At 41.4% G+C, this 21,622-nt stretch carries 19 protein-coding genes; 4 read left to right on the top strand and 15 right to left on the bottom strand.

Translation table 11 applies throughout. The annotated features are described in order from the left end of the window. Positions 1-144 precede the first annotated feature (144 nt). Positions 145-1,002, top strand: a complete 858-nt coding sequence (locus GOM48_RS08665) for a 5'-nucleotidase, lipoprotein e(P4) family (protein ID WP_000703387.1) — start codon at positions 145-147, stop codon at positions 1,000-1,002. Between the two features lie 228 nt (positions 1,003-1,230). Here the strand turns inward: GOM48_RS08665 and GOM48_RS08670 are convergent, their stop codons facing one another. Both GOM48_RS08670 and glmS read right to left on the bottom strand, forming a co-directional pair. Next, complete coding sequence (locus tag GOM48_RS08670) at positions 1,231-2,283, bottom strand: LLM class flavin-dependent oxidoreductase (RefSeq protein ID WP_235097156.1); 1,053 nt, start codon at positions 2,281-2,283, stop codon at positions 1,231-1,233. Between the two features lie 111 nt (positions 2,284-2,394). Beyond that, a complete protein-coding gene (gene glmS, locus GOM48_RS08675; protein ID WP_235097157.1) occupies positions 2,395-4,203 on the bottom strand; it encodes a glutamine--fructose-6-phosphate transaminase (isomerizing) in 1,809 nt (602 codons plus the stop codon). A gap of 215 nt (positions 4,204-4,418) precedes the next feature. Between glmS and GOM48_RS08680 the strand changes: the two genes are divergently transcribed. Then, a complete protein-coding gene (locus GOM48_RS08680; RefSeq protein WP_235097158.1) occupies positions 4,419-4,832 on the top strand; it encodes an EamA family transporter in 414 nt (137 codons plus the stop codon). A gap of 262 nt (positions 4,833-5,094) precedes the next feature. Here the strand turns inward: GOM48_RS08680 and GOM48_RS08685 are convergent, their stop codons facing one another. The 5 genes from GOM48_RS08685 to GOM48_RS08705 all read right to left on the bottom strand — a co-directional run bounded on the left by GOM48_RS08685 (position 5,095) and on the right by GOM48_RS08705 (position 11,317). Then, complete coding sequence (locus GOM48_RS08685) at positions 5,095-6,099, bottom strand: sugar transferase (protein WP_235097159.1); 1,005 nt, start codon at positions 6,097-6,099, stop codon at positions 5,095-5,097. A 334-nt stretch (positions 6,100-6,433) separates the two neighbouring features. Further along, complete coding sequence (locus tag GOM48_RS08690) at positions 6,434-7,006, bottom strand: nucleotidyltransferase family protein (RefSeq protein ID WP_235097160.1); 573 nt, start codon at positions 7,004-7,006, stop codon at positions 6,434-6,436. Continuing rightward, the gene (ruvB, locus tag GOM48_RS08695) at positions 6,987-7,985 is read right to left on the bottom strand and encodes a Holliday junction branch migration DNA helicase RuvB (RefSeq protein WP_321159611.1); all 999 of its coding nucleotides are present in this window, start codon (positions 7,983-7,985) and stop codon (positions 6,987-6,989) included. The genes GOM48_RS08690 and ruvB overlap by 20 nt, the downstream gene beginning before the upstream one ends. Before the next feature lie 286 nt (positions 7,986-8,271). Then, entirely contained in the window at positions 8,272-10,683 is a 2,412-nt protein-coding gene (locus GOM48_RS08700) for a flavocytochrome c (protein ID WP_235097182.1), read from the bottom strand. A 25-nt stretch (positions 10,684-10,708) separates the two neighbouring features. Further along, positions 10,709-11,317: an NADPH-dependent FMN reductase gene (locus GOM48_RS08705; protein ID WP_235097191.1), complete on the bottom strand. Its 609-nt coding sequence runs from the start codon at positions 11,315-11,317 to the stop codon at positions 10,709-10,711. Between the two features lie 218 nt (positions 11,318-11,535). Between GOM48_RS08705 and GOM48_RS08710 the strand changes: the two genes are divergently transcribed. Together GOM48_RS08710 and GOM48_RS08715 are read left to right on the top strand one after the other, a co-directional pair. Then, positions 11,536-12,735 carry an OFA family MFS transporter gene (locus GOM48_RS08710; protein ID WP_235097201.1) on the top strand — a complete coding sequence of 400 codons (1,200 nt, stop codon included), beginning with the start codon at positions 11,536-11,538 and terminating at the stop codon, positions 12,733-12,735. A 75-nt stretch (positions 12,736-12,810) separates the two neighbouring features. Continuing rightward, positions 12,811-13,680: an AraC family transcriptional regulator gene (locus tag GOM48_RS08715; protein WP_235097211.1), complete on the top strand. Its 870-nt coding sequence runs from the start codon at positions 12,811-12,813 to the stop codon at positions 13,678-13,680. Positions 13,681-14,174: 494 nt separating this feature from the next. Here the strand turns inward: GOM48_RS08715 and GOM48_RS08720 are convergent, their stop codons facing one another. The 8 genes from GOM48_RS08720 to leuS all read right to left on the bottom strand — a co-directional run bounded on the left by GOM48_RS08720 (position 14,175) and on the right by leuS (position 21,582). After that, positions 14,175-14,591 carry a GNAT family N-acetyltransferase gene (locus tag GOM48_RS08720; protein WP_235097219.1) on the bottom strand — a complete coding sequence of 139 codons (417 nt, stop codon included), beginning with the start codon at positions 14,589-14,591 and terminating at the stop codon, positions 14,175-14,177. A gap of 11 nt (positions 14,592-14,602) precedes the next feature. After that, entirely contained in the window at positions 14,603-15,298 is a 696-nt protein-coding gene (locus GOM48_RS08725; protein WP_235097233.1) for a GNAT family N-acetyltransferase, read from the bottom strand. 93 nt (positions 15,299-15,391) lie between these two features. Next, positions 15,392-15,811 (bottom strand): DUF3021 domain-containing protein, encoded by a 420-nt coding sequence (locus tag GOM48_RS08730; protein WP_000825486.1) that lies wholly within the window; start codon positions 15,809-15,811, stop codon positions 15,392-15,394. A gap of 9 nt (positions 15,812-15,820) precedes the next feature. Further along, on the bottom strand, positions 15,821-16,276 hold the full coding sequence (locus GOM48_RS08735; RefSeq protein WP_009729708.1) for a LytTR family DNA-binding domain-containing protein: 456 nt from the start codon (positions 16,274-16,276) through the stop codon (positions 15,821-15,823). An 18-nt stretch (positions 16,277-16,294) separates the two neighbouring features. After that, on the bottom strand, positions 16,295-17,137 hold the full coding sequence (locus tag GOM48_RS08740; RefSeq protein WP_235097241.1) for an ABC transporter permease: 843 nt from the start codon (positions 17,135-17,137) through the stop codon (positions 16,295-16,297). Continuing rightward, complete coding sequence (locus GOM48_RS08745) at positions 17,137-18,003, bottom strand: ABC transporter ATP-binding protein (RefSeq protein WP_235097251.1); 867 nt, start codon at positions 18,001-18,003, stop codon at positions 17,137-17,139. Before GOM48_RS08745 ends, GOM48_RS08740 begins: the two co-directional genes overlap by 1 nt. Positions 18,004-18,493: 490 nt before the next feature. Then, positions 18,494-18,907: a YjdF family protein gene (locus tag GOM48_RS08750; RefSeq protein ID WP_235097268.1), complete on the bottom strand. Its 414-nt coding sequence runs from the start codon at positions 18,905-18,907 to the stop codon at positions 18,494-18,496. Positions 18,908-19,080: 173 nt separating this feature from the next. Next, entirely contained in the window at positions 19,081-21,582 is a 2,502-nt protein-coding gene (gene leuS / locus GOM48_RS08755; RefSeq protein ID WP_235097287.1) for a leucine--tRNA ligase, read from the bottom strand. Between the last annotated feature and the right edge of the window lie 40 nt (positions 21,583-21,622).

A 21,622-nucleotide genomic window follows, 5' to 3' on the forward strand; every position in this document is an offset into this window, starting at 1 on the left:
TCCATCTTCATTCCCAAATTAAGTACATAATTTTATCCTAATACCAAATTACTACTGAAAAATTTCTTTTCTCTCGATATTTCCTTGCACAAATCCCTTGAAAACGCTACAATATTAATAGACTATTATTAGGAGGATGGGATTATGAAAATATCCAAAGTTACCATTACAATTGCTTCTACACTTACTTCCGTCATTTTACTGACTGGCTGTGGCACAAATTCGGCAAATTCACAGACAACACAAAGTAGTACATCTGATAATCAGGTTACAATGACCTATGATCAGTTGCGTTCAAGAGAGAACACTATGTCAACTCTTTGGTATCAAAAAGCAGCTGAGACCAAAGCACTCTACCTACAAGGTTACAATGTCGCTACTGATCGTTTGAAAGAACTACTAAAAACACAGACAGATAAACCCTACTCTATCGTTTTGGACTTGGACGAAACTGTATTAGACAATAGCCCTTATCAAGCGCAAAATGTCAAAGATGGAACAGCATTTACCCCAGAAAACTGGGATGTCTGGGTAAAAAAAGCCGCAGCCAAGGCTGTACCAGGTGCTAAAGACTTTCTCCAATTTGCAGACCAAAACGGTGTCCAAATTTACTATGTATCTGACCGCACGATAGATCAGGTAGATGATACGATCAAAAACCTAGAAAATGAAGGAATTCCTGTACAAAGCCGCGATCATCTCATGTTCTTAGAAAAAGGCGTCAAATCTAAAGAAGGTCGTAGACAAGCAGTCCAAGAAAAAACCAACTTAGTCATGCTACTAGGAGACAATCTTGTGGACTTTGCAGAGTTTTCAAAGACCTCTGAAACTGAGCGCGACCAAAAATTAGAGGAATTACAAAAAGAGTTTGGTGAGAAATTCATCATTTTCCCTAACCCAATGTACGGATCATGGGAAAGCACTGTTTACAATGGTAATAAATTGGATGCCAAGGGTCAAACTGAAGAGCGCCAAAAAAACTTACAAGGGTTTGATAAATAAATAAGAGAGCTATCTACCAGTTTACACCAACCACAAGATATCGTATTTATGAGAATATCAAAAAAGACGATTTCCAAGCGGAAATCGTCTTTTTTACTATTTTATCTTGTACTTGGTATAAACCAGTATATATTCCACTAGATAGTATGCTCTCCCCCTTGTACCACTTCCACCTGTTGCTGAATCCATGGGTGTTCCTCACCAATCGACTCAACTGATTGGATTTTTTTATAACTCCTCTTTCATAGCAAAGTAAGCACGTATTTTGGGCGCCACTTGTGTGCCGAAGAGTTCAATAGCTCTCAAAACTTGATCATGAGGCATGGAACCAAGCGGTAGATGGAGCATGAAACGGTCCAAGCCTAAATCCTCAATCATGCGAATCAATTTTTCTGCCACCTGATCTGGATTGCCCACAAACATGGCACCATTTGGTCCAACTTGCTCCAAATATTGCTCATAGGTCAACTCCTGCCAGTGCGGACGGTCTTTGGAAATTGCATCCACCACTTGCTTGGTCGGATGGAAATAATCTTTGACAGCCTGCTCGCCATCTTCAGCAATCCAGCCCCAAGAATGGGCTCCCACTTTCAGGTCTTTATCCGCATGACCGGCTTCGCTCCCAATCTCACGATAAGCTTGAATCAACTTTTTAAAATAACGCGGATTGCCACCGATAATAGCATAGACAATCGGCAACCCCGCCCGAGCAATCTTCACTGTTGACTCTACATGACCTCCTGTCGCCACCCACAATGGCAATTTGTCCTGAACTGGACGAGGATAGACTTCTTTTCCAGCAATGCTTTGGGTCAATTGACCTTGCCAGTCTATCTTGGTCTTTTCATTGACTAACTGGAGCATGTCTAATTTCTCATCAAAGAGAGCTTCATAGTCTTTCAAGTCATAGCCAAACAGTGGGAAAGACTCGGTAAATGAACCACGCCCAGCCATAATCTCTGCCCGTCCATTTGACAAGGCATCGATGGTAGCATATTGTTGGAACAAGCGAATCGGATCCATACTCGAGAGAATGCTGACTGCACTGGTCAAACGAATCTTCTTGGTATTGACTGCCCCAGCTGCAAGAACAATCTCTGGCGCCGATACCGCAAAGTCCTCCCGATGATGCTCCCCAATCCCGTACACATCCAAACCAACCTTATCAGCCAGCTCTATCTCTGCCACCAACTGACGAATGCGTTCATCATGACTGTAAATCTGTCCAGTCGCTTCTAGAGCTGTTGTTTCACCAAATGTTGAAATCCCTAATTCTACCATCCTGTTTCCTCGCTATCTCTTTTAGTTTTAGGATATTTTATCACTAATTAGTTTTATTTTCAATGAATTTGCTCATTAGAAAAAAGCCTAGATCAACTAGACTTTCTTAGCTTATTCCACAGTTACTGACTTAGCAAGGTTACGTGGTTTGTCCACATCAAGGCCACGGTGTAAGGTTGCAAAGTAAGCGACTAGTTGTGTCGGTACGACCATTGAGATTGGTGAAAGGTAAGGGTGTACGGTCGTAAGGACGATATCATCTGTCTCTTTAGCAACATTTTCCTCTGCGATAGTGAGAACCTTGGCACCACGGGCTGCGACCTCTTGGATATTTCCACGAGTGTGGTTAGCAAGGACTGGATCTGACAAGAGGGCCAAGACAGGCGTTCCTTCTTCAATCAAGGCAATGGTTCCATGCTTGAGTTCTCCTGCCGCAAAGCCTTCACACTGGATGTAAGAAATCTCTTTGAGTTTGAGACTTGCTTCCATGGCTACGTAGTAATCTTGACCACGTCCAATGTAAAAAGCGTTGCGAGTTGTTTCAAGAAGCTCTCGAACCTTGGCATCAATGTTTTCTTTCTCAGAAAGAGTTGATTCGATAGACTGAGCTACGATTGACAACTCATGAACCAGGTCAAAGGCTTGCGCTTTGGCATTGCCGTTTGCTTCTCCAACTGCTTTTGCAAGGAAGGCAAGGGCTGCGATTTGCGCCGTATAGGCCTTTGTTGATGCTACGGCAATTTCAGGACCCGCGTGAAGAAGCATGGTATGGTTGGCTTCACGTGAAAGAGTTGAACCTGGCACGTTTGTCACTGTCAAACTCGGAATTCCCATTTCATTAGCCTTAACCAAAACCTGACGGCTGTCAGCTGTTTCACCAGACTGGCTGATAAAGATGAAGAGCGGTTTCTTGCTGAGAAGTGGCATACCGTAGCCCCACTCAGATGAGATTCCAAGTTCTACTGGTGTACCTGTCAATTCTTCCAACATCTTCTTAGAAGCAAATCCTGCGTGGTACGATGTTCCAGCTGCAAGGATGTAGATGCGGTCTGCATCTTGAACAGCCTTGATGATAGCAGGGTCAACCACTACTTGACCCGCCTCATCTGTGTAGGCTTGGATGAGTTTACGCATAACCGTTGGTTGCTCATCAATTTCCTTGAGCATGTAGTAAGGATAAGTCCCCTTACCGATATCTGACAAGTCGAGCTCAGCAGTATAGCTAGCACGCTCACGGCTGTTACCATCATAGTCTTGAACTTCGACGCTATCAGCCTTGACGATTACCAACTCTTGGTCATGAATTTCCATGTATTGGTTGGTCTCACGAATCATGGCCATAGCATCAGAGCAGACCATGTTATAGCCTTCTCCAAGACCAATCAAAAGTGGCGATTTGTTCTTAGCGACATAGATGACTTCAGGATCTTGTGAATCAATCAATGCAAAGGCATAAGACCCACGGATGATGTGAAGGGCTTTTTTGAAGGCTTCAAGAACTGAGAGACCTTCTTCTTCTGCAAATTTCCCAATCAAGTGAACAGCGATTTCCGTATCGGTTTGCCCCTTGAAGTGGTGACCTGCAAGGTATTCTTCCTTGATTTCAAGGTAGTTTTCAATCACTCCATTGTGCACCAAGACAAAACGTCCTGTCTCAGAGCGGTGTGGGTGAGCATTGTCTTCCGTTGGTTTCCCGTGAGTCGCCCAACGCGTATGTCCGATACCAGTCGTTCCCTCAACACCAGCTGTCTTGGCAGACAATTCTGCGATACGACCGACAGCCTTAACTAGATGATTTTCAGCACCACCTAGGACAAAAATCCCCGCAGAATCATAGCCACGGTATTCGAGCTTTTCAAGCCCTTGAATCAAAATATCAGTTGCATTTGTGTTTCCAACAACACCAACAATTCCACACATAGTATATACGACACAGACCAGCTGTGCTTTCTCCTTAAATTGGTATAGTCTGATTTCCCTTTTACAGAACCAGCAAAGACAGTATATACTTGTTTTTCTCACTTGTCAAGTATAAAAATTGGTATAGTTTTTTAAAATACCATCAGAGCAAGATTTCACTTGAGAACTGACAAGTAGGATTCGATTACTTATAATAGAGAGAGGAGGTAGTTACCATGTGGTTTTTCTTCGCACTTTTATCTGCTGTCTTTGCAGCCTTAACTTCTATTTTAGCCAAGATTGGGATTGAGGGAGTTCCGTCCAACCTAGCAACAGCCATTCGTACGGTCGTCGTCATCCTTATGGCTTGGGCCATGGTTTTCTTGACCAATAGTCAGACTGAGATTGTCGACATAAGTAGAAAAAGTTGGCTCTTTCTCATCCTGTCTGGTTTGGCAACAGGTGCCTCCTGGCTCTGCTACTACAAGGCCTTGCAGATGGGCAATGCGACTGAGGTATCTGCTGTCGATAAGTTTAGTCTCGTCATTACACTCGTTTTAGCCTTTTTCTTTCTACAAGATGTCCTGACGTTTAAAACAATCATTGGATGTATACTGATTACGATTGGAACCTTGGTGATGATTTTGTAATCCTCTCCCCCCTCCCTATATGACCTCCCCAAAAAAGTTAGATAGTTTTGGGGTGTTTTGTTACGTCTAAATTTATAAGTAGAGGAAATCAGCTTCAAGCGTCTAGCAAAAAGGAGAGAACCAAATTGGTTCCCTCCAAGATGTGGTTTTTCATCATCCCACTACACAGTTGACAAAAAACTAATTATCTCAGATAGCTAACTTCGACTTGAAATTTTGCCTTTCTAAATCTGAATGTGGTAAACCGATGACTGACTTTTGACTAATCTAAGAGCATCATGGAATCAATAAACAATTTCTTTGTGAAATAACCATTTTTAATTAAGTAAGCTGTATATTTTGCTCTTGTGACCATTTGATCATACTCTTCTTCCGTACATTCCTGAACTACACGACTAGCTTCTTCCAAACTGGACACGACAAAGCCCAAACCTTTCTCACGGATATAGTCCACATTAGAAAGATAGTCTGGCACAACCACAGGAATACCCGCAGCCAGATAAGTTGTTAACTTATAAGAAACATTTTCTTTGTAGTAGTCACGCTCTTGCGCAGGATTTTCGGAATTTCCCCATACTAGGCCAAAACCTCCTCCTTTAGACAACTCCAACAATAATTCCTGCTGAGTTCGCCAACCTTCAAGATGGACTTTGGAATAATCTACTCCCTCTGCTCTCGTAGCGTAAACGTGCAGGGGTGTACTTTGTTTCCAGTCAACGATATGTGGAAAACGAGATGGGTCTCCTGAGAAGATTAATTTTTTCTCAAACTTTGGAGTATAGAGTTCCAAACCATGGGGAAGATCCCAGAGTGTTTGAACAACGTAGTTCTTGACGGTTAATCCTTCTGAAACGAGTTTCTGGTACATTTGTTCGGATGGTACTACCACCACATCACACTTGTTATACATATCAATGTGGGCCTTCATAAGATAATAATTGCTCTCAAACATTAGTGGCTGAACATCATGGATAAACATCACCATTTTTACATGAGAAAGCTTTAACTTTTCTATCAAGTGATTGTCCCATTCAACACTATTCCATGAAGGAGATTGGAAAAAAACGACATCTCCATAAGATACCCCCGCGACAATTCCATCCATTCGCGAGTTCAGTTCTTCCCACGGTTCATGGCTTGCATCATAAAAATATATCCCCAGTTCGTTAACTCCAAAGTCTCGAACAATTTTCATGACATTGTTCTGCGCCATCAAGGCAACACTCGTTGATGCTTGCCCAAATAAATTTGTGAAATGTACTTTCATTGTTTTCTAAATCCTCGTCTCAGTAATTTCTCTAAACATTGTATCATAATTTACGACTTTTCAAAAGCGTTTACATGCCAATTTTCAAGCTCAAGTTAGTTACTTGGGATAATTCCCCCGGGAGTCTTGTCTTCCAAGAACAATAAGGATAGCCTTAATAAACGTTTTTCTCACTCAATCTCACAAATTCGGTATCTTTGTTAGCTATGATAGATTGAATGAGTTGTTCCTGTTGAGTATATAATTTTTTGCATCTTTAGATTTCTCTGCTCATCTTGTGATGACTACAAGCTCACATATAGAATTCTTATGCGATCAAGTCACTAACTTCTTTTCAAAGATTCGAGAAAGTGAGATTTTTCCATTTTTCTTGCCAATGTTTCTTGGACAAGCGTTCTTGAAAGAGCTTCATTCGGTCTTCATTATCTAAGAAGTGAGGAGTCGGGTGAACTTGAAAGTTCAAAATATCCTCTAAACCATAGGGGGCAAAGAGCTCTAAAGTGGAATCTTCATTCAAGCGTAGGCCTACCGCTGTACATCGTTCTGGATACTTACTCATAGCATCACGAGAACTCGTGTAAGGCGCTGTGTGGGGACTGTGCAGATGCATATAGACCTGATTTTTCAACTCCCACTGATACTGAGGGAAATCTTCTCTCAGCTTGCTCTCTAGGGATACTGTTTCCTCATAAGAAATATCTGGATCAAAGAAAATCACATCCACGTCCGTTTCATGATCAAAAGGGGATTTGTCTGACAAGAGATTCCAGATGAAATTTCTAACCGAACCCGCTGCCAACCACGAGTCTTTCAGAGCAAGGTTTCGGATGATGGTTAAAATGGCCATCATATCTGGATTTTCTCTGAAAGCCTCTAGAATTTCGTGCTCATTTTTCACTGTATTCATAACCTAAATGCTCATATGCCTTAGCTGTGGCGACTCGTCCAGATCGTGTCCGCATGATAAAACCTTTTTGGATCAAGTAGGGCTCGTACATGTCTTCGACTGTTTCGCGCTCCTCGGCAATATTAACAGAGAGAGTTCCGAGCCCGACAGGACCACCACCGTACATCTCAATCATGGTCCGAAGGATTTTTTGGTCCACATAATCCAAACCTTCATGGTCAACATCTAGCATGGTCAAGGCCTTATCCGTAATCACATCATCAATCAAGCCATCACCCATAATCTGTGCAAAGTCGCGCACGCGCTTAAGGAGACGATTGGCGATACGAGGAGTTCCACGACTGCGTAAGGCCAACTCCGAAGCTGCCTCATGAGTGATTTCCATCTCAAAAATATCTGCCGTCCGTTCAACAATTTCCGTCAAGTCAGCATGGGCATAGTATTCCATATGACCTGTAATCCCAAAACGTGCCCGCAGAGGATTTGAAAGCATCCCCGCACGGGTCGTTGCACCAATCAAGGTAAAAGGTGGCAAGTCTAAATGGACACTGCGACTGCCCTCACCAACCCCAATCATGATGTCAATGTAAAAGTCCTCCATAGCACTATAAAGCACCTCTTCCACCGACATGGGCAGGCGATGAATCTCGTCTATAAAGAGGACGTCTCCAGGCTCCAAATCATTCAAAATCGCTACCAGATCACCCGCTTTTTCAATAACGGGACCTGACGTTTGTTTGAGATTGACTCCTAGTTCATTGGCAATGACAAAGGCCATGGTCGTTTTCCCAAGTCCTGGAGGGCCAAACAAAAGAACATGGTCCAGCGCTTCATCCCGCATTTTGGCAGCTTCGATAAAGATTTGCAGCTGATCCTTGACCTTATCCTGACCGATATATTCACGTAAATACTGAGGACGGAGCGTACGTTCTACTAACTCCTCATCCCCCATTATCTCATTGTCTAAAATTCTACTCATGCCTCTATTATATCAAAAATCCAAGCCACAAACAAAAACTCCACCTGATTGGGTGGAGTTAAGGGAGATTATTATGAAAAAGAAAAGTTTAGGATTTCATTAAATAAAGGGTACTCAATGAAAATCGAAATCAGACTAGGCAGATAGACGCAAGCATAACTATAGTTAGCTAAGTCGACTCTAACGAAGTATGGTGAGATTTTCAAAAAGTATTAGGAGGTCTTTATCTAATGACTATATGATACACGAGGAGACTTAAAATTACCTTAATTTTTAAAATCAATCACTAACAATTTTCTTTAACAGCTGTTTGACCTGCAATACGTCCAAAAGTAAAGATATCCGTAAGCGAATTTCCTCCTAGACGGTTACCTGCATGGAGTCCACCTGCGACTTCTCCGGCAGCATACAAACCAGGAATAATTTGACCGTTTTCATTCAAAACGTGTGTTGAAGTATCAATCTTGAGTCCACCCATTGTATGGTGAACGGCTGGTTTTCTCGGTGTTGCGTAAAATGGTGCAACCTCACACTTGAGATCAAAACTACCTTTATTAAATTCAGGGTCAAAGCCTGCATCAACATAGGAATTGTAATTCTTAATCGTTTCCACTAGAACTTGTGGGGCCATACCAATCTGAACCGCTAACTCTTCTATCGTATCTGCACGATAGAGAGTGCCTGCTTTGACTTGGGCATCGATTTTTTCTTGGCTAGTATTGTAGGCAGTTTCCTTGATACGTTCATCTGCGATTAGATAGAACAAGCCTCCATTATCAATCGCTGCTTGAGATAGCTTGTCTCGGCTACCGTACTCATCTACAAAGCGCTTCCCTTCAGTATTTACCATGATGAAGTTAGCTGGAGGAACTTGAAGTCCTGAGAAGAGGGCACCTGTTACTGGATCGGATACTGGCATCATTTGACTAAAGCCCATACCCACTAGATCTGCACCTACACTTTGCCCTAAAAGAATACCATCTCCTGTTACAGCTGGTGTATTAGATGTGGCAATATCATCTGCAATTTCAGTCCAGTAGGTATTGTATTTTTGTAGCATCTTTGTATTGGCACCAAATCCTCCAGAAGCTAGAACAACGGCATCTGCATTGACAATGATGGTTTGACCGTTTCGACCTTCTGCTCTGACACCCTTGACAGCCCCGTCTTTTACAAGCAATTCTTTAACTGGAGAATCTGTCAAAATCTTGCCACCATTTTCTAGAACATATTTTTGTAGGACGGATATAAAGGCATACCCCATTGGTTGAACCGGCTTATGACCACGACGCCAAAGGGCTCCAACTGGCATTGTCACTTCACTACGAACAAATTCAACACCGATGTCTTCCAACCAACGAACAGACTCTAGGGCCCGTTCGGTTAAAACAGAAACCAAATCGTATTGCCCATGAATTTCATTTCCTTGTAAATCTTTTCGTTTCCCACCGATATAGGTTTGGATACGATAGAGCAAGGTAGAATCGAACAAATAGCTCGGATCCTGCAAATACTGTTCAACCTCAACTTTCAAGGCTCTAAAGTCCTCTAAATATTCTGGATCAATCGTTGATTCATCTGTCGTAATCAATTCTTGAAGCGTATGAGCCTCACCTGGATGAGCTGAGAAGGTTCCTTGCCATGCTGGATCTGGTGCATTCATTGGACCACCTGCACGAACAGTATTTCCTCCAATTGCAGGAAATTTCTCAACAACAATTGGCTTCTTACCAGCTTGTAAGACTGCAGCCGCTGCAGCTAATCCAGCTCCTCCGCCTCCGACGATGACAACGTCTGCCTGATAGGTTTTATCTTCTTTATCTAGGGCAGATGGCGCTTTTGAACGCTTCCGTAAAACATCTGGATTTGCACCGGCTTGTTTGACTGCACGCGCAACTCCATCTAAAACACCATTTGAAGTCACAGAAGCTCCTGACACCGCATCAACATTTAAGGTTTGTCCCTCAATGATTTCTGCTGGAATACGGGTAAAGACGACATCTGCGATTCCTGAAGATTCTCCAGAAGAATCGATTTCAATTTTTTCAATACGGTCCTCAGAAACCGTTACATCCATCGGTAATTTACCATTATGGCCTTCAGTTGTAACATGGTAAGTCCCCGGTTCAAAGCGAACTTCTTCAGGAAGATTTAGTTGGTTTGCAACGGATACAAAGCGAAGGAAGCGATAAAAACAACTATCTAGGAAATCAACGGTTCGCTCATCAATCAAATCTCCATTGTCATCAAACGCTCGATGCGCTCGACCAAGTAAAAACTCACTACCTGGCATAACTGTTGCATTTACCCCAGGAGCATCCAAAATCTGACGAAGATGAAGTTGGGCACGTGAAGAACCTTGAATATCGTAAGAAGCTCCGACAATCATTGTCGGCTTTCCGTCTAGTGGATGAATGTTAAAAGACAACCACTCGAGCAAGCTATTCAAACTTGATGGAATCGTATGATTGTGCTCGGGTGTCGAGATAATGACACCATCAGCTTCTGAAATAGCTTGATTAAACTTCTGAATAATAGGTGTGTCTGTTTGATTATCTGTTTCATTGAACATTGGTACATCTGTTATTTCTAAAATCTCAATATCCGCTTTCTGAGCAAAATGTCTTCTCATAAATTGCAACAGGTTGCGATTATAGGATTTTTTTGCATTAGTCCCAACAATAGCTACTAATTTCATGGATTGTTCTCCTTTCTTGAAATACCTATGCTTTCAACCATTCTTCCCAGATGAATGATTTTTTTCGATTTGTATCTTCAGGTTTTACTAAAGCTTTTGTTAGTTCAACAAAATTTTGAAATTCTGAAAAATGTTCTTCCAGTTCTGCAACCTTTTCTGGATTGTTCAAATGACACTCATCATCTAGGACTTGCTCAGAATGACCTAGAAAGAACTCTGTACCAGGCATAACTCTCGCTTTAAGCTCCGGCGCATCTAAAATCTGACGTAAATGTGCCTGCGCTCTAGATGTTCCTAGCAAACCGAGAGAAGCACCTACAATCATCGTTGGTTTATTGATTAAGGCACGACTGGTATAAGCAATCCACTCTAAAGCAGAGGCCAAAGGTGCTGGTATCGTGTGGTCGTACTCAGGTGTTGAAATAATCACACCATCTGCGGCAAGAACTTTTTCTGAAAAAGCTTGAACTTCAGCTGGCGCTTGCTTGTCCTCAGGTTCGTTAAATGCTGGCAATTGTTTGATTTCCAATACCTCAATGTCGGCTTTATCCGAAAAGTGCTTTTGCATAAATTTCAAGAGTTTCCGATTGGTTGAGCGATCCGAATTGGTTCCAACGATAGCAACTAGTTTCATCTTGGTACCCCTTTCATTTATTTAATCTACTTTCATTATACTACTTTAGAAAATCTTGTAAATCCTTGATAATAAAGACCGTGTTATTCTATCAGATTATCGTACTTTAGTACAAGTTCGTGAAAAAATTAACAAAATATCTTCATAAACTATTGACCGGCTTCCTTAACTATGATATAGTCTTGGTGAAAAAATATACATTTAAGGAGGATGTTTTTATGAAAGAGACATTCAATCGTTGGAGGATTTTAGTCGCGTCTACAGCCATTCTTCTTTGCACAGGTGCCGTCTATTCCTTTTCTGTTTTTGCCGGACCACTTAGCAGTTCAACAGGCTGGTCCATGTCTGATATTATGTTAGCATTTGCTATCAACTCTGCAATCGGCCCTATCCCCATGATTCTAGGAGGTTATTTAGTTGACAAAGGTTATGTAAAATGGACCATCGCCCTCGGCGCTCTCCTATTTGCTAGCGGATTTTACTTAACCGGCTATGCCAATTCACCAGCCATGCTTTATTTGACCTATGGATTAATGGCCGGGCTTGGTCAAGGTTTTGCCTATTCAGGTGCCCTCTCCAATTCACTTCGCCTCTTCCCTGATAAACGTGGCTTAGCCTCTGGAATTCTGACAGGTGGCATGGGATTTGCTGCAGTCATCGCTTCTCCAGTCGCGAGCAATCTCATTCAACAACAAGATGCCTTCTTTGCTTTTCGTACCATTGGGCTAGTCTATATTGTTGTTATCATCTGTGCAATTTTCTTTATCAAGGCGGCTCCAAGCGGCTACCAACCAGCAGGCTGGAAAGCTCCTATCCCAACCAAGCAAGGAGCTACTAATAAAAACTGGAAACAAATGCTACAAAGTCCTCTGTTTTACATTATCATTAGCATGTTCTTTGTCGGCGCCTTTTCTGGTTTGATGATTGCCTCTCAAGCATCACCAATCGGTCAATCAATGTTTGGACTCTCTGCAGGCACTGCAGCTCTCTATGTCTCTCTTTATTCAATCGCAAACTCTAGTGGTCGTTTTATCTGGGGATCACTTTCTGATAAAATTGGCCGTTCAAAGACCTTATTAATTATCTACTCTGTCATTGTCCTAGCTTTATTTTCCCTAACTATCGTCCCTGGTCAATTCGGGTTTACCTTAGGAATTATAGGACTTGGTATCTGCTTTGGTGGTGTTATGGGGGTCTTCCCATCTATCGTCATGGAAAATTACGGTCCTGCAAATCAAGGGGGCAACTACGGTATCGTCTTCACTGGATATTCTTTAGCAGCATTTTTCGCTCCCAAAGTCGCTGTTCAAATAGCAATGGCTAATAATGGAAATTATAGTGTAGCTTTTTATGTTGCTATTGCTTTGGCCTTCATTGGACTTATGCTTACTATTTTTTATATGAAAAAGAAAGCTTAAAGCCCGAAAACTTCCTAGATAAGGAAGTTTTTTTGGTATAATAAACGTAGTAATAGTATATTGGGAGGATTTACCATGGCAGACCGTTCACGTTTCTTGCGAGATAACCCATCTGACTTCCCATATGATTTTGAAAGACAAATCCTATCCAAGCAATCTTCTAATACAATTTATCATTGGCATCCTGAATTCGAGATAATCTATGTCAAAAAAGGAACTGCTACCTTCTATATCAACTCTGAGCGCTTTGAAAGTCATGAAGGTGATATTTTCCTAATTCAGCCAACGTCTCCTCACGCTATCTACCCTATTGAAAATCAAGAACAAATTTCAACAGTTTTTCGTATCCATTTAGATTTCCTAGGTAGAAGTCAAATTGACAGTTTTAGCCAACGCTATATCCAACCCCTCCACTCTGGTCACTTTTGCCTTACTCCTCAAATATCACCAGGCGATAAGGCCTATGATCAAATTCAATCCTGCCTTCTTTCCCTCTTTTCTATCCTTGAAGAAAAAGGCATATACTACGATCTACTCATAAAATCTAAACTATACGAATTGCTTCATCTTCTCTTTAAGTATAGATACGTCAATCGACACTATACAGATGATACCTACCAAAAACTAAAAGAAGTGATTTGCTACCTTGAACAGCACTACTCCGAACCCATTCATATTGAGCAACTAGCTACAACATTTGGATATAGTAAAAATCACTTTATGAGTATTTTCAAGCAACATACTGGAGCCAGTTGTATGGACTACCTGCTCCAGTTACGTCTTGAAAAATCCTGTGAGAAACTCGTCCAAACCAACTTCAGTATTCAAGAAATTGCAAGCCAAGTCGGTTTCACCAACCTTTCAAACTTCAACCGTCAATTTAAGCAGCACTATCACTTAACACCTAGACAGTATCGAAATCAACAACTTAAAAAGAAAACATGATTCTTTCTCCTTAGTCTTTTCTAAGGAGTTTTTTCAAACAAAAAAGCCACCTGATTGGGTGGCCTGTTTAGGGAGATTATTATGAAAAAGAAAGGATTAGGATCTCATTAAATAAAGTTAGGAGGTCTTTATCTAATGACTATATGATACACGAGGAGACTTAAAATTACCTTAACTTTTTTCTGATTTATCATTTTTTTAGAAAAATTTTTTCCAAATGAAATTTCCTTTCTCAAGTCACAAAAAAGCCACCTGATTGGGTGACTTCTTTAGGAGATTATGATGAAAAAGAAAAGTTTGGGATTTCATTAAATAAAGGGTACTCAATGAAAATCGAAATCAGACTAGGCAGATAGACGCAAGCATAACTATAGTTAGCTAAGTCGACTCTAACGAAGGTTGATGAGATTTTCGAAGAGTATTAGGAGGTCTTTATTTAATAACTATATGATACAAGAGGAGACTTAAACTTTACTTAAGAAAAAATGATTTTTTTATCTTTTTCGATCCACCCAAATCATGCCTGTACAATCATAAGTAGATAAGGTTTCAAATCCCAGAGAACGATAGAATCCCAAGGTTTTTTCTGTCTGTTCGGTCACTAGTTGGACTTGATAGGCATCTTTGAAGTCACCTAAAGCCTCTTTCATCAAGTCGCTACCAATCCCTTGGCGCTGATAGCTAGGCAAAACGATCAAATCCTGGACAAAAATCGATGAGAAACCATCTCCGACCAAACGGACCAAGCCCACCACGGCATCGCCATCATGTGCCAGATAAATCGCTAATGAATGAGACAAGGCCTTCTCCAACATCTGAGGTTGATGTGTATAATTTGTCCATCCAACTGCATGATAGAGATGCGAAACATCCTCTAGCTTGACGATTTCTTGCCTTCTAATAGTAATCATCTCAATACCTCTCAGAATTCTCTCAAGCTCTTGTGCTGCCGTCCATCTTTATAAAAGTTTTCAGGAGACAGCCATGCTTCCAAACGGGATTTGACTTGAGGCCAGTCCTTATCAATCATAGCGAGCCAATCCGTATCCCTCGTGCGCCCCTTATAAACGACTGCCTGACGGAAGGTTCCTTCATAGACAAAGCCCAAACGTTCCGCAGCTCGTCTGGATGGAAAATTTAGAGCATCGCATTTCCACTCATAGCGACGATAGTTAAGCTCCTCAAAAACATAGCGTGCCAAGAGATACTGAGCTTCTGTTCCTATCCTCGTCCCCTTAAGAGCAGGAGAAAAAGTGACGGCACCCACTTCTATTACTCGGTTATTCTGGTCAATACGCATGAGAGAAAAAGTTCCCAAAGCCTTACAAGTTGTCTTATCTATAATCACGTAGTAAAAACGGTCCTTACGAGCTAACATCTGATTTAAGACGGTAACCAGTTCCTCCATATCTGCCACTGGTTCCTGAAAGAGGTAGGTCCACATCTCCCGAGGAGTATCTGGACCATAAACAGCTAATAAATCCTCCGCATGCTTTCCCACCGAAAGAGCCTCTATCCGAGCGTAGCGCCCTTCTAAGAAATCAATGGAAGGCAATTCACCTGGTGTATAACCTTCCATTGACTCACCAATCATCTGACCATACTCATTTACTGGCATCGTTTTTCTCCTTGTTTTACGCTGAAAATACTATATCCTAAATTGCTCTATATGGAAACTAGCACTCTCCTCAAACCTCATCCACTCACTGCATTAGTGATTCGTTTTCTTTCTTTTATCTTCTAAGGCTTGATTAATCCGTTGGGTGAGCTTGTGAGTTTGCCAGATCTGGTACAACCATATCAGTCCATAAATCAACAAGAAAAAGAACCAAAGCAAGGGACTCAACAATGCTGAACCCCAGCCAAAGAATAGGTAGGTCAATACTAAAATAGTAGCTGTCGCTAATAAATGAACTCCTACACGCATACTATAAGCAAGAAACTCTAGCCTTTCAAGGATTAAAGTCAATACCCCCATAATTCCACTCATCAAAAACAAAGCTAGAATATTTTTTGTCGTTGGTGCGGGATAGGTAATACCTGAATAAAACTGAGCCAATAACACCAAACTCAAATAAACAAAGGAGGCCGTCCGCATTCCCGATACAAAATAAGCAATCAATCGCTTCATGATTTTCTCCTATAAACCTAGATAATCCATTAAGGACTTAACGTATTTCCGACTCACACTCGATTTGATACCCCGAGTCATCTTAGCCATCATGTTCCCTGAAAAGCTATCCGATAATGACTCTAAATGGTCAATGTTTATAATTGAATGACGCGATATCTGTATAAAGTTACGCCGATTAATTCGATTCTGAAAGTTTGTCAATGTTTCCTTAGTTTTATAAATCCCGTCTACCGTATAAATGGTCAACAAATTCTTATCGATATCTGCTAGAATAAGATCCTCAATTTTCACCATAACCAGATGATCATCCGTTCGAATAGGAATGACCACCTGATTGGTCGTTGAAAATTGTTCTAAATACTCCATGACCTCTCTTGCTTGGTCAGTTAACTGAGCTGCCTGAATTAAAATGTGTGGGTCTTTTTCTGAAAACTCTGTCTTCATTTCAAAACGAATCTTCATTTTCTCTCCAATACATCTTTATTTTCTCTTGCTAGACACTTTAACAAATAAAAGCCAAAGAAGAATAGCGACGAGACTGATAATAACCACTATAAAGTATGTTTCTCCCTTTGTCAATAGTTCTTGCCAGTTGATTTGGATTCCCATTTTTTCTTGAAATTCCTGTAACAGACTGTTATTTCCTGAAAATGCGATCTCTAACCGCTCTTTCATCAAGACTTGTCGATAGAGAGAAGCAATATAAGTTGCAGGGGTACATTTCATGAAAAGCTGTGCAGAATCAGGTAATACTCCAATAGGGATATAAGTTCCTACTAAAAATCCAGAAGCAGTTCCCACTATAGTTGCCAGTTTACCAAGGCTATCTACAGATTGAAAACGGTAAATCAAGAGAACATTTACCAAACTTGAAAGTAGACTGCTTAATAACATAATCAAAGCGATTTCCGGTAAATGACTGATAACTGGACTTTCTTTAAAATAAAGGCTCATAACAGCAAACATAAACACCTGCATGACAAAAGAAATGACAATACTACTGATTAGATAGGACGCCTGTAAGCCCCAGTTACCTAAATCTGTCAAGAAGAGATCTTGATCCACTTGATTTTCGCGGTCCTGAACCATTTGTTTAAGAGCTGTAAAACTGGTTGTCATCCCAGTCACAGCCAAGGTCCCACCCATCAGCCAGTTATTTAAAAGGTTCGTACTATTAGGGAGTTGGGACCAAGAATCCGTCAAATTCTTCTGCAAAAAAATGATATAAAGGAGGAAGGAAATCAATGCCCCCAATAATGAGAAAAATACTCCCGAACGATTACGAAAATATAAGATAAAATTCCGTTTCAATAAAGCTATCATTAGCGAACCTCTCTTCCTGTAAGTGCAATAAAGGCATCATCCATAGTACCCGAACGAAACTCAAAAAAATCAATTTCTTCTCGAACTTTTGCCAAATATTCAATGGCTTCCTGTGACGTCCTTGGATAAAAAAGATATTCCATCTCATTTTCTTCCTCGACTGTCATTCCAGTCTGTAGCAATTTTTCTAGATCCTTCATTTCCTTAAAACGAATTTTTAGGATATTAGATGCATACTGACTTTTAATAGCAATCGCAGAACCTTGCGCAATCACTTTCCCATGATCAACGATATAGATCTGATCCGCTTCATCTGCTTCATCCAGATAATGAGTCGTTAAGATAATAGTCATCCCTTCATCCTTTTGTAGTCGATACAGTAGATCCCAGATGGATTTGCGAGTTTGAATATCAAGACCTGTCGTTGGTTCATCCAAGAAAAGAATATCTGGTCGCGAAAGAAGAGCACGCGCAATATCAACCCGACGTTTTTGCCCACCTGACAAGGTTCCATAGAGTTGTTTCTGGAAAGCAGTCAAACCCAGTTGATGGATCAAATCATCCACACGACTTGCCGCAATCTCCTTATACTGTTGAGCACGAATCGTGAGATTTTCCCTAACCGTCAACATCTCATCCAGTACACTAGCTTGAAAAACCACTCCGATTTTCGTATTTGGCGCATATCGAATCTGACCTTGTGTCGGATTTTTCAAACCGATTAACATGGAAATAGTGGTTGATTTCCCTGCACCATTGGGTCCCAAAATAGCATTGAAACTTCCTTTTTCAAACTCTAACTGAATATCATCGACAGCCATGTGATTGCCGTACCGTTTAGTCAAATGTTTAGCTTGTAAAATCATATTTTTTCCTCCTCTTTACCACACTAGTTTAACAAAAAGAATGAAAGAAAAATCGACTTTTGAGATAAGCAGTTAAAATGAAAGGCCAAGTGGTAAAATAATGGGGGTTAAATTAAAGTAGAGCAGGCTCGTTTTTCTCCTATCGAATCACTAGAGGAAGTTTAAAACCACTTACAACCATACATTATATTTTTAAACATGCGCTATAAAAGAGGCATTTTATAGCATCCGGCAGAAAAATCCAGGAGTCAATAGTATTGTTCTCGCTAAACCAAACAATAAAAAATGAATCAGAAATCATGGCACACACTCCCTTCTAGTAAAATGAAAATGCTGAATGGGGTAGGATTGAATTTGAAGCAAGTATGGTCCTGAATTTGAAACTGCCATTAACGATAAGTCTATCTATTAGGAAAGAAATCTTCAATACAAGCAAAAACAGCTCTTGTTATCCAAGAAGAGCTGTTCTATTTTATGAAAGAGAGAGTCACTAGTGCCCCTTGTGCTTCTCTCTACATTTTTGCTGTTTGCGTTCAAATTTCTCTTGCTTGAGCAATTGCTTTTGGAGACTGGACTGTTGTTTTGAATGCTTTTTTCGTTCCTCATACTGCAACTGTAAAAGCTCTTGTGACTTAGAAGAAACTTTCTGCTTCACCTGTTTCTTTACAGCTCGCTGCAGACGCTTCGGATTCTTAATCTTCACATGCTGTTTGACTGTTGCCTCTGGACTAAAAGATAACCGAACAAACTGAGTCTGTAAAAGTTTCAAAATTTCATCCTCTTTTGGTTCCTGACCAAATGTCACTCGACAAACTTGATAAGTTCCCTCATACTCTTGTTCAAACAATCCATGCCAAAATCCATCTTCAAAATAAACTGTCAAGCCAATTGAAACGATTTCCACGACAGCACCTCCTTAAATCTATCCCTAAGAATGGACAACCAAGGAGGAAGGTTACTGATAGGCTTGCCTACGTCTGGACTACCAACCAGAACTGTGTTTTTATCTTAGTTGGGACTATTATAGCATAATCCAATTTAAAAATCCTCCAGATTCTACTCTGAAGGATTCCTATCTTATTTCACAACGATATTAACCAATTTATTAGGTACTGCAATCACCTTCACGATTTCCTTGCCATCAATCTCCACTTTGACTTTTTCGTCAGCCAGAGCAATTTCTTGCAATTCTTCACGTGATAGGTCTTTAGCGACCATCAATTTGGCACGGACTTTTCCTTTGATTTGGATGACGATTTCGATTTCGTCTTCAACCAATTTGCTTTCGTCCCAAATTGGCCAAGCTACATAAGAGATGGACTCACCTGTTGCAGCAACTGTTTGCCAGAGTTCTTCTGCCAAATGAGGTGCAAATGGGGCAATCAATTGGATAAAGCCTTTGGCATAGTCCACATAGAGTTTGTCTACCTTATTAGCAGCGTTGACAAAGACCATAAGTTGGGCAATGGCTGTATTGAATTTCATAGATTCGATTTGCTCAGTGACAGCTTTGACTGTTTCATTGTAGACCTTGTCAAGAGCGCCATTGTTTTCCGCAACAATTTCTTTACTTGTAATCAAACGGTAAACACGGTCGAGGAACTTACGACTTCCTTCCAGACCTTCTTCTGACCAAGCAATCGAAGCATCGAGTGGTCCCATGAACATTTCATAAACACGAAGGGTATCAGCACCATATTGTTCCACCACATCGTCTGGGTTGACAACGTTCTTGAGCGATTTAGACATCTTAGCTGGCGCTTGCTCCAACTCTTCTCCTGTTTCCACATGGAAGAAAGAACCGTCACGTTTTTCAACCTTATCAGTCGCTACAAGAGCTCCACGGTGGTCACGGTAGCTTGTTCCCAAAATCATTCCTTGGTTAAAGAGTTTTTGGAATGGTTCCTTAGTCGGAACAACACCGAGGTCATAGAGGAATTTGTGCCAGAAACGAGCATAAAGCAAGTGAAGAACGGCATGCTCTGCCCCACCCACATAGATATCTACTGGCAACCATTGTTTGAGGAGATCCTCGTCAGCCAATTTCTCAGTATTGTGTGGGTCAATATAACGGAGGTAGTACCAGCTTGAACCAGCCCATTGTGGCATAGTGTTTGTTTCACGACGGCCTTTGACACCATCTTCACGCGTCACTTCAAGCCAGTCGGTCAAGTTAGCCAATGGGCTTTCCCCAGTACCAGAAGGACGGATATCCTTGGTGACTGGCAAGACAAGTGGCAATTCATTTTCAGGGACAGCTGTTGAAGTTCCATCTTCCCAATGAATGATTGGAATTGGCTCACCCCAGTAACGTTGACGGCTAAAGAGCCAATCGCGGAGACGGTAGGTAACCTTCTCTTGACCACAACCTTTTTCTTCCAACCAAGCCACAATCTTAGCAATAGCGTCTTCTTTGTTCAGTCCATCAAGGAAGTCTGAATTGACATGAAGTCCATCTTCTGTGTAAGCAGCCTCTTCAACGTTTCCACCTTCCAGCACCTCTACAATTGGAAGGTCAAATTGTTTAGCAAATTCCCAGTCACGTTGGTCGTGGGCAGGAACAGCCATTACCGCACCTGTCCCATAGCTAGCAAGAACATAGTCTGCGATCCAGATTGGAATTTCCTTGCCATTGACAGGGTTGATGGCATAAGCACCAGTCCATACACCAGTTTTTTCTTTGGCAAGGTCGGTACGAGCCAAGTCAGACTTGAGACTAGCTTGGTGTTTGTAGTCTGCAACTGCATCAGCTTGCTCTGGGCTTGTGATGGCGTCAACCAAGTCATGCTCAGGAGCCAAGACTGTGAAGGTCGCACCAAAAAGCGTGTCCGGACGGGTAGTAAAGACGGTAAATTCCTTATCAGTCCCTTTCACTTTGAAAGTTACATTGGCACCAGTGGATTTTCCAATCCAGTTGCGTTGCATATCCTTGATAGACTCTGGCCAATCCAACTCATCCAAGTCGTTAAGCAAGCGCTCTGCATAGGCCGTAATTTTGAGCATCCATTGACGCATCGGTTTGCGGACAACGGGATAGCCCCCACGTTCAGAAGTTCCGTCAGGAAGGACTTCTTCGTTAGCAATGGCTGTTCCTAGTTCCTCAACCCAGTTTACTGGTACTTCAGCTTCATAGGCCAAGCCTTTTTCGTAAAGCTTGGTGAAGATCCACTGCGTCCACTTGTAGTAGTTTGGATCTGTTGTGTTGACTTCACGATCCCAGTCGTAAGAGAAGCCAAGCGCATTGATTTGACGTTTGAAGTTGGCAATGTTTTCCGCTGTGAATTCTGCTGGGTCATTCCCCGTATCCATAGCGTACTGCTCAGCTGGCAAACCAAAAGCATCCCATCCCATTGGGTGAAGGACATTGTAGCCTTGCGCACGTTTGTAACGGCTGAGGATATCGGTTGCTGTATAACCTTCTGGGTGTCCTACATGCAATCCAGCTCCTGAAGGATATGGGAACATATCGAGAGCATAAAACTTCGGTTTTGATGCATCTGTTCCTGTCTTAAATGTATGATGTTCTGCCCAGTAGCCCTGCCACTTAGGTTCAATTTCTTTATGATTGTAAAAACTCATGGTCTCTCTCCAATTTTGTGATGTTACTATTATACCATTT

Origin of the sequence: Streptococcus oralis, from assembly GCF_021497885.1 — a bacterium.
GTDB lineage: Bacteria > Bacillota > Bacilli > Lactobacillales > Streptococcaceae > Streptococcus > Streptococcus oralis_BQ.